Raw genomic sequence first — 7,865 nt, forward strand, 5'->3', positions numbered from 1 at the left:
TGGCCATCGCCCTGCGCGAGGGGCAGGGCTCGTGTCATCGCGGGGCCCGGACACCGCCGACCCGGCCGCGGCCGACGCGGATGGACAGCTCCACCCAGACCGGCGGCGCGGCCGCAACGGACGACGACGCCTATTCCTGGGCCTGCTTCGGGTCGATCGGAATCTCGCGGGACGTGTTCTCGGCGCGCTTCTCGGCGGTCAACTGCCGGGCCGCGGTGTCGCAGCAGCGGTTGTACTGGTTCTGCCAGTCCGTCATGAACGCGTCGTAGTTGGCCTGGCCGACCAGCTTCAGGTCCGACTCGTCGTTGTGCCAGATGCCGTTGCTCGTCCAGTTCGAGGAGCCGGTGAACACGATCCTGGAGTTGGTCGCCCCCGCGTAACCGCCGCTGACCATCATGTACTTGTCGTGCGTGTAGTGCAGGGCGTTGCCGTTCGCGTCGGTGCCGCGGGTGGTGTCGTGCACGTCGATGTTCGGCCGGTCCTTGATGTAGTTCTGGACGCTGCCGTCGACCTGGCCGGCCGTGAAGAGTATGTGGATCTTGACGCCGGTCTGGGCCAGGCTCACCAGCTTCTTCGGCAGCTCCAGGTAGTTCCGGTCGCCCGGATCCCCGTGGGAGGTCCACTCGAACATGGCGATGTTGATCGTGGCCGGTGCCTTGACGTTGTTCAGGAAGTCGACCCACGTGTCGCTTCTGGAGCGCGCCTTGGGCCACTGGTAGGAGGGCGGGGACAGGGTCCTGGCGGCCAGACCGCTGGTGGAGTTGTAGTAGTCGGGCACCAGCGGGCCCGGGCCGTTGAGCGCCCCCTTGGCCATCGCGGTGAAGTACCGGACGTAGGAGTTGTACAGGTCGAGGTTGCCCTTCACCGTGGTGCCGCTGTTCCACGCGGTGTTGGCCTGGGCCGAGGTGGGGTTGGCGCTGCTGACCGTCACGGTCCTGTTCGCGTCGCTCCCGCCGCTGAGCATGTAGTACTTCGCGTGCAGGGCGGAGCCGGCGTAGTGGGTGAGGCAGCCGCCCGGGCACAGCGCGGCGAAGCTGGCGGCCTGCGGGTCGTTGCCCAACTCGGCGACCATCGACTGCCATATCGCGTTGTCGCTGTGCGAGTCCATCAGCGCCTTGACGATGACACCGCGCTGGTGCGCGGCGATCAGGGCGTTGGCGAAGTCCGGACCCGGCTGCGTGCTGCCTATGGAGTACATGGCGACGCGTATGGTCTGCCCGCAGCCGGCGCTGTTGATCGACTCTATGACCGGGCCCATGACGTTCATCCGGGCGTCGGCGTCCTCCGGGTCGTTGAATCTCACGCCCGCCTTCGAGGTGAACGTCCGGGACTCGCAACCCAGCGGAGCCTTGGCCTTCTTGACCGCCGCGTGCGCCGTCGTCGGTGACAGTGCGGTGACGACCAGCGCGGTGATCAACGTGAGTGTTCGCTTCATGGACGGGCCTTTCGCTGGGCTGTTGACGATGACGAATCGGGGTGCTGCTGTGCTGTTCGACGCATGAGGGGCCGCCGCGGTGGGGTCGGCGGCCGACCGCGCCGGACCGGCCTGCCCGGCGCTCCGGTTTGCCGGGATCACCCGTCTCCGTTGACGTCGTTCGTGGTGGGGGCGGTGCCCCGTAAGTCGTACGAGGGGGCTGCGGGGCGGCGACGACGGCGCCCCGGGCAGGCCGCGGGCCGAGCCCCGAAGGGGCGCGACGGCGTCGACGTCGGCACCGATCTGCTCGGGCCCGGCACCGGCCGCCGGGTCGTCGGACCCGGCGCGGTCGCGGACGTCTCGGACGCCTACCCGGCCGAGGTGGCGCGTTCGCCCGCGGTGATGCCGTTCGCCGGTCCGTAGAGGGCGCCGACGTCCCCCGCATTTCTCCGCCCGGTCGCGTGCCCGGTCGCGGTGGCCCTGCCGGCAAACGACGCGACGCTGCCGGAGCCCTCCCCGGTCGGATCCGCCCTGTGCCGCGTGACGGCGTCGACCGTGCCCGCCGACGCGCCGAGGAGGGCGCCGGTCAGGGGCGCCGCCGCGGTGCGCGCGGTGGCGACGCGGCCGCGTCCCGGAGGCGGGGCGGGAAGGCGACTGTGCTTGGACATGCGGTGAGCTCCTGCGGGGGACAGGGACATCCGGCGGACATCCCGCGTCGATGAGGCGCCGGTCCGGTGGTGTTTGCCCGTACTTGTTCCAGGTATGACCCATCGTTCGGCACTCAGGAGACGCCCGGAGGCGGCCGAGGGTTGCACGACGAGGCAGGGAAGCGTGCGGGGGAGTGCGGCCCGCGGACGGCGGACCCGCACCCCGCCGGGCGGACCCGTGCGGGGTCAGGCCTCCGGAGCGCCGAGGGGGAGCGCCGCGGCGATCACGTCACGCTCCGAGCGTCCCAGCAGCGGGAAAATGATCTTCAGGCCCTGCTGGTCGGCGGGTGAGGAGACGACGAAGGACGAGTTCAGGAGCCGCTCCCGTATCCGGGTGCGCACCAGCCCGGCACGCGGGACGGTCAGGACGTGCGGGCCGGTCTTGGCGAACGTCGGGTCGGCCTGGAAGACGAGGATCCGACGGTCCGTCATGACCAGGTACATCGGCCGGGGCGTCGGGATCACGGCGAGGGTCCCGGCGCTGAGGACGGCCGACGCCGCCGCGAAGGCCGCGGTGCGGCGCACCGACACCGAGCTGAGGTTCACGATGGTCGTCACCTCGACCCGCTCGTCCGGGGCGAGCATCGGGGCGACGGTGGCCAGCAGCAGTCGGCGGCGCTTTGCGTTCACGGGGTACTCCATCGGGCGCGTTCGGACCGGACAGGTCCTTGCCCGGCCGGAAGAGGGAGCATGACCCATCGCTTTGCGGTGCCCGCGCGCGGGGTGGCCGCGGGCGGGTCAGCGGCCGAGGCGGGCGAGGGCCTCGTGGAGGGTGGCCTGGACGTCGAAGAGGTCGCTGGTGCCCGTCGTGCGCAGCCGGTGGCGCAGGGCGGGACCGAGCGGGCCGACGAGGACGAGCGTGTGCAGGGCGCGCGCGTCGAAGAGCAGCCGCAGGAAGTACATGTCGGAGTAGATGAGCGCGCCGACGTCGATGATGAGGCCGCCGCCCGTCGGCAGCGCTTCGAGCGCCTGGCCGATGCGGTCCTCCGGGTCGTGCCAGCGGGAGCACATGCCGGTGAGGTGGATGACGGGGACCGGCGGATCGCCGATCCTGGTCTCGATCAGTTCGAGGGTGTGCCAGGGGCCGGTCACCGGCAGTGCCGCGCGACCCGATTGCTGTCGCCGGACGGGGGCGGGCGAAGGACGGGATCGGTGTTCACGTCTGCTCCTGGCGCGGGACGGTCCTGGTGCGGGGCGAAGACCCAGGGGCGTCCGGCAGTTGGCCGCCGTGCGTCGATGGCGGGGGCCCGGACAGCCGCGCCGCGCGGCTGTGGTCGGACCTCCGGTGCGTCCTCCGTGTGCGAGATCGGCCACAGGGTGCGCAGTCGTATGGAACGTCACTCTCCCACATCCACCGCTTTCCGCGCTTCCCGTCCGAAAGGGAACGGCCCGCCACCGGCACGACATCGATGTCTTCACACGTCCCCCACGCCCGCTTAAGCGTCGCCGGGAATTTCGGGGGTAAGAATTCCGGGCCTGTTGCGGAACGAGTGGTGGGCCTGGTTAGCATCGGTGAACGGGTAGTGCAGGCGCCCTTGGGCAGGCCTCAGGGTCTGCTGGTTCTCAGCAGTCGAGTGGAAGGTGGTGGAGGTCGCTCTCGCGGCCTCACGTGATGGTTTCCTCCCCGGAGCCCTTGAGCTCCCGTGGCGTAGGACTGGCGCATCCGCCCGCGCAGCACGACCCGTACCCCCAGGTGACCGTGGACGCGGCAGGTCTCGTCGTGTCCTGCAACGACGGTGCGACCGCCCTGCTGGGCGGGCTGCGCGGCGGCATACGGCTGGCGGACGCCGCCCCGGCCTGGCTCACCGACGCCCACGCGGCGACGGTGTCCCGGTCGGCCGCGGCCCCCGACCGGAACGACCTGCTGGAACCCGCGCGTGGACCGCTCGGCGAGCACAGCGTCCAGGCCTTCCCCGGACTCGCCGGCGACGGCGCGGTGACCTGGTGGCTGGTCGACGACAGCGATCTGCGGTTCGTGCAGGCCCAGTTGGACAGCGAGCGCTCCCGGAGCCGGGTGTTGCAGGACATCTCCAGCGAGCTGCTGTCCTCGCTGAACAGCCAGCGTTGCATGGAGGTGACCGCACAGATGGCGGCACAGCATCTGGCGGATGCTGCCGTCATCGTCGGCGTGGGCGGCGGACGTCACCACCCGGTCACCTGGGCCACCACCGGTGGATCGGTGCAGCAGCGGCAGGTCTCCATCGACGCGCAGGAGCTGCCGGGACTGGCCGAGGCGCTCGCGGGCTTCCCGCCGGTGCCGTCGCGGTGGATCGACCCGCGACAGGTCCCCGGCTGGGCGATCCCGGAGGAGTTCGGCGACGGCCCCGCCTGCATCGGCTCGGTCGTCGTGGTCCCGCTGCCCGGGCACGGGCTCCCGGCGGGCGCGATCGTGCTGCTGCGACGCAGCGAGGAGGCCGCGTTCACGCCGGCCGAGGAGACGTTCGCGCGGCTGTTCGCGGCCCGGGCCGGTGCCGCGCTGTCGGCGGCCCGCATCTACGCCGAGCAGTCCCACATCACCGACGTGCTGATGCGGGACCTGCTGCCCCCGTCGCTGGAGCAGGTGCGCGGCATCGACTTCTCCGGCCGCTACCGGGCGTCCTCCAGCACGGACCGGATCGGCGGCGACTTCTACGACGTGCACCCCGCGGACACCGACGACGGCGAGACCTTCGTCGTCCTGGGCGACGTGTGCGGCAAGGGCCTCGAGGCCGCCGTGCTGACGGGGAAGATCCGCAACACGATCCAGGCGCTGCTGCCGTTCGCCGCCGACCACGGGCGGGTCCTGACCCTGCTGAACGGCGCGCTGATGTCCTCGCACCACACCCGGTTCGCCACGATGGCCTTCGCGTCCGTCTCCCGCGCCGGCAACCGCGTGCGGCTGCGGCTGACGAGCGCCGGGCACCCGTCGCCGCTGATCATCCGCGCCGACGGCCGGGTCGAGGAGGCCGCGACCCGCGGCACGCTCATCGGCGCGCTGCCCGAGGTCTGCGCGACCACCGTGGCGGTCGACCTGATGCCGGGCGAGACGTGCCTGCTCTACTCGGACGGCATCACCGAGGCGCACGGCGGCCCGCTGGGCGACAGCATCTTCGGCGAACAGCGGCTGCACGACGTCCTCGCCGGCTGCGCGGGACTGCCCGCGGAGGCGGTCACCGAACGCGTGCAGATGGTCGCCACCCAGTGGGTGGACGACGGCCCCAAGGACGACATGGCGTTGCTGGCCATCACCGCGCCCCGCTCGGCGCACCTGACAGCGGTGGACGGACACACCCGGGGCAGGTTCACGGCATGACATCCATCGGCACGGACGAGGGCAGCGGTGTGCCCTCGTCCGGCGAGCTGCGCGATCGACTGTGGCGGGCGGTGAGCGACGTCGACGAGACGCGCGCGATCGCCGTCGTACGGGACGCGGTCGCGGCGCTCGCCACCGGCACCTCACCGCGGCGGGCGGCGGAGCGCGTCCTGCTGGAACTGATCGCGCCGACCCAGGAGCGGGTCGGCGCGCAGTGGGCGGCGAACGCCCTCACCATCGCGCAGGAGCACGCCGCGACCGCCATCAACGAACGCTGCGTCTCCGCCGTCGCCGACGCGGCCGCCGCCGGCGCCGAGCCGGTCAAGGGTCGGGTGACGGTCGCCTGCGTGGACGGGGAGTGGCACGCGCTGCCCGCCCGCCTGGTCGCCGAGGTGCTCCGGCTGCGCGGCTGGCACGTGGACTACCTCGGCGCCCAGGTGCCCACCGGACACCTCGTGGCGCACCTGCACCAGCGGCGCTCCGACGCCGTCCTGCTCTCGTCGTCGATCCCCACCCACCTGCCGACCGCGCACACCGCGATCAGCTCCTGCCGGACCGCGGGCGTCCCCGTGCTGGCCGGCGGCGCGGCCTTCGGCCCCGAAGGCCGCTACGCTCGCCTCATGCGGGCGCAATGGGCCGCGGACGCCGTCGGCGCCGACGACGTACTGACGCGGGGAGTGGGGCTGGAGCGTCCGACGGTGCGGGACGCCCGGCTGGTCGACGCGGATCTGCCGCACCTGGACGACCAGGAGTACACGATGGTCCGGCAGACGCGCCGGCAGCCCGTGCAGCAGACCCTCGCGGACGTCGAGGACGGCTTTCCCGCGATGCGCGCCTACACCGAGTACCAGCGCGAGCGGACCGCCGAGGACATCGACCACCTCGTCACCCACCTCGCCGCCGCGCTCTACGTCGACGACCCGGCGCTCTTCACCCGCTTCATCACCTGGACCGCCGACATCCTCACCGCGCGCCACGTGCCCGCGCACAGCCTGCTGCCCGCGATCGGCTCCCTGCGCCGGCGGCTGGCCGACTTCCCCCGTTCGACCGGCATCCTCAACGAGGCGAGAGGTGCCCTGACCGCTGGACAGCACGCATGACGACCCCCGACCTCCTGCTGATCACCTCCAGCCGTACCGGCGACGTGCTGACCCTCTACGTCAGCGGGCATCTCGACTACGACACCAGTGACGACTTCACCCGCAAGACCGCAGTGGAGCTCGCCCGGCATCCGGACGTGCGGAAGGTCGTCGTGGACTGCGTCGGCCTCACCGGCGTCGACTCCATGGGCCTGTCCACCCTGCTCGGCCTGCGCCGCCGCACGGACACGGCGGGGGCCGCCCTCGTCCTGGCCCGACGGCCGCTGCGGCTGAACCGCATGCTGGAGATCACCGGGACCCTGGACCACCTGACCCACGGCGACCAGCGCTCCGCCGCGTCCGCGGACGGCGAGGACCCCGTGGGCGAGCAGCGCAACCAGGCGGCGACCGCCCGCGCCACCCCCGAGGCCGAGGACCCGACCTAGGGCCTGTGCGGGGCGCACCGCACCCCCGGCACGGCGGGCGCGGCGCCCGCCGCCCGCCACGGCACCCCCGCGGGTTCGGCGGCGGGAGGATCGGTCTCTACGATGGCAGGGTCGTCGGGGGAAGCCGCGCATGGAGGAAGCTGAGAGTGTTCTCGGTGCAGGTCACGCAGGAGGAGCGCGGCGCGGTGTTCGCGCTGCGCGGAGATCTCGACTACGACAGCGTGGTCCAGCTGCACGAGGCGGTCGAGGCGGAGCTGGCCCGGGGGAGCGGCGCGGGCCCGGTGGTGGTCGACTGCGCGCGACTGACGTTCTGCGACTCGTCCGGCATCGGCGCGCTGCTGCGGCTCTTCCAGGGACTGGCCGCGCAGGAGCGGGTCCTGCGCCTGGCGGCCGTGCCGGACTCGGTGGCCCGCCTGTTCTCGCTGACGGGCCTGGACCAGATATTCACCGTGCACACCGACGCGGCCGAAGCCCTGAACGCGGGTACGGGGCGGCGTGACAGCGTGGCCGCGGATCCGGACGGCCCGGCACAGTCGAGGGAGAGGCAGAACACATGACGCGCGTACCGGGGCAGCCCGCCCCACCGGCCGGAGCCGGTGCGCGTGCGGACGCGGCGGACGCGGAGCACGATCTTCGGACGCTGTTCGGCCGGTCCTCCGCGGTCTTCGCGTCCCTGGCCGGTCCGGCGCACATGCTGGAGACGGCGAACGCGGCGTTCTTCACGGCGATCGGCGGGCCGGAGCGTACCCGTACGGGGCTGCCGATCGGGCAGTTGATGCCGGAACTGGTGGAGCAGGGTTTTGTCGCGCTCCTCGACCGGGTCTACCGCACCGGTACGCCGTACACCGCGCGGGAGGCCCGTGTGGTGCTGGGTGTGGGTGCGCAGGCCCGTGAGGCGTTCTTCGACTTCACGTACGAGCCGCGGGT

8 protein-coding genes and 1 pseudogene are annotated in these 7,865 nt (G+C 72.3%); 5 read left to right on the forward strand and 4 right to left on the reverse strand.

What is annotated here, in order from left to right; genetic code table 11:
• Positions 1 to 130: 130 nt before the first annotated feature.
• The 4 genes from ACIP5K_RS34730 to ACIP5K_RS34745 all read right to left on the reverse strand — a co-directional run bounded on the left by ACIP5K_RS34730 (position 131) and on the right by ACIP5K_RS34745 (position 3,213).
• On the reverse strand, positions 131 to 1,435 hold the full coding sequence (locus ACIP5K_RS34730; protein ID WP_401416282.1) for a phosphatidylserine/phosphatidylglycerophosphate/cardiolipin synthase family protein: 1,305 nt from the start codon (positions 1,433 to 1,435) through the stop codon (positions 131 to 133).
• A 347-nt stretch (positions 1,436 to 1,782) separates the two neighbouring features.
• Positions 1,783 to 2,082 carry a hypothetical protein gene (locus tag ACIP5K_RS34735; RefSeq protein ID WP_401416283.1) on the reverse strand — a complete coding sequence of 100 codons (300 nt, stop codon included), beginning with the start codon at positions 2,080 to 2,082 and terminating at the stop codon, positions 1,783 to 1,785.
• Between the two features lie 225 nt (positions 2,083 to 2,307).
• Complete coding sequence (locus tag ACIP5K_RS34740) at positions 2,308 to 2,751, reverse strand: hypothetical protein (protein ID WP_401416285.1); 444 nt, start codon at positions 2,749 to 2,751, stop codon at positions 2,308 to 2,310.
• 108 nt (positions 2,752 to 2,859) lie between these two features.
• Positions 2,860 to 3,213 (reverse strand): hypothetical protein, encoded by a 354-nt coding sequence (locus ACIP5K_RS34745; RefSeq protein WP_401416286.1) that lies wholly within the window; start codon positions 3,211 to 3,213, stop codon positions 2,860 to 2,862.
• A 520-nt stretch (positions 3,214 to 3,733) separates the two neighbouring features.
• Between ACIP5K_RS34745 and ACIP5K_RS34750 the strand changes: the two genes are divergently transcribed.
• The 5 genes and pseudogenes from ACIP5K_RS34750 to ACIP5K_RS34770 form a co-directional block, all read left to right on the forward strand.
• Complete coding sequence (locus ACIP5K_RS34750) at positions 3,734 to 5,413, forward strand: PP2C family protein-serine/threonine phosphatase (protein ID WP_401416288.1); 1,680 nt, start codon at positions 3,734 to 3,736, stop codon at positions 5,411 to 5,413.
• A complete protein-coding gene (locus ACIP5K_RS34755; RefSeq protein WP_401416291.1) occupies positions 5,410 to 6,513 on the forward strand; it encodes a B12-binding domain-containing protein in 1,104 nt (367 codons plus the stop codon). The genes ACIP5K_RS34750 and ACIP5K_RS34755 overlap by 4 nt, the downstream gene beginning before the upstream one ends.
• On the forward strand, positions 6,510 to 6,938 hold the full coding sequence (locus ACIP5K_RS34760; RefSeq protein ID WP_401416293.1) for an STAS domain-containing protein: 429 nt from the start codon (positions 6,510 to 6,512) through the stop codon (positions 6,936 to 6,938). The genes ACIP5K_RS34755 and ACIP5K_RS34760 overlap by 4 nt, the downstream gene beginning before the upstream one ends.
• A gap of 146 nt (positions 6,939 to 7,084) precedes the next feature.
• Positions 7,085 to 7,495: an STAS domain-containing protein gene (locus tag ACIP5K_RS34765; RefSeq protein WP_401416295.1), complete on the forward strand. Its 411-nt coding sequence runs from the start codon at positions 7,085 to 7,087 to the stop codon at positions 7,493 to 7,495.
• Positions 7,492 to 7,865 (forward strand): annotated as a pseudogene (locus ACIP5K_RS34770) (guanylate cyclase); the annotation flags it as partial. The gene ACIP5K_RS34765 and the pseudogene ACIP5K_RS34770, both read left to right, overlap by 4 nt.

Origin of the sequence: Streptomyces sp. NPDC088785 (assembly GCF_044750685.1) — a bacterium.
Lineage (GTDB): Bacteria > Actinomycetota > Actinomycetes > Streptomycetales > Streptomycetaceae > Streptomyces.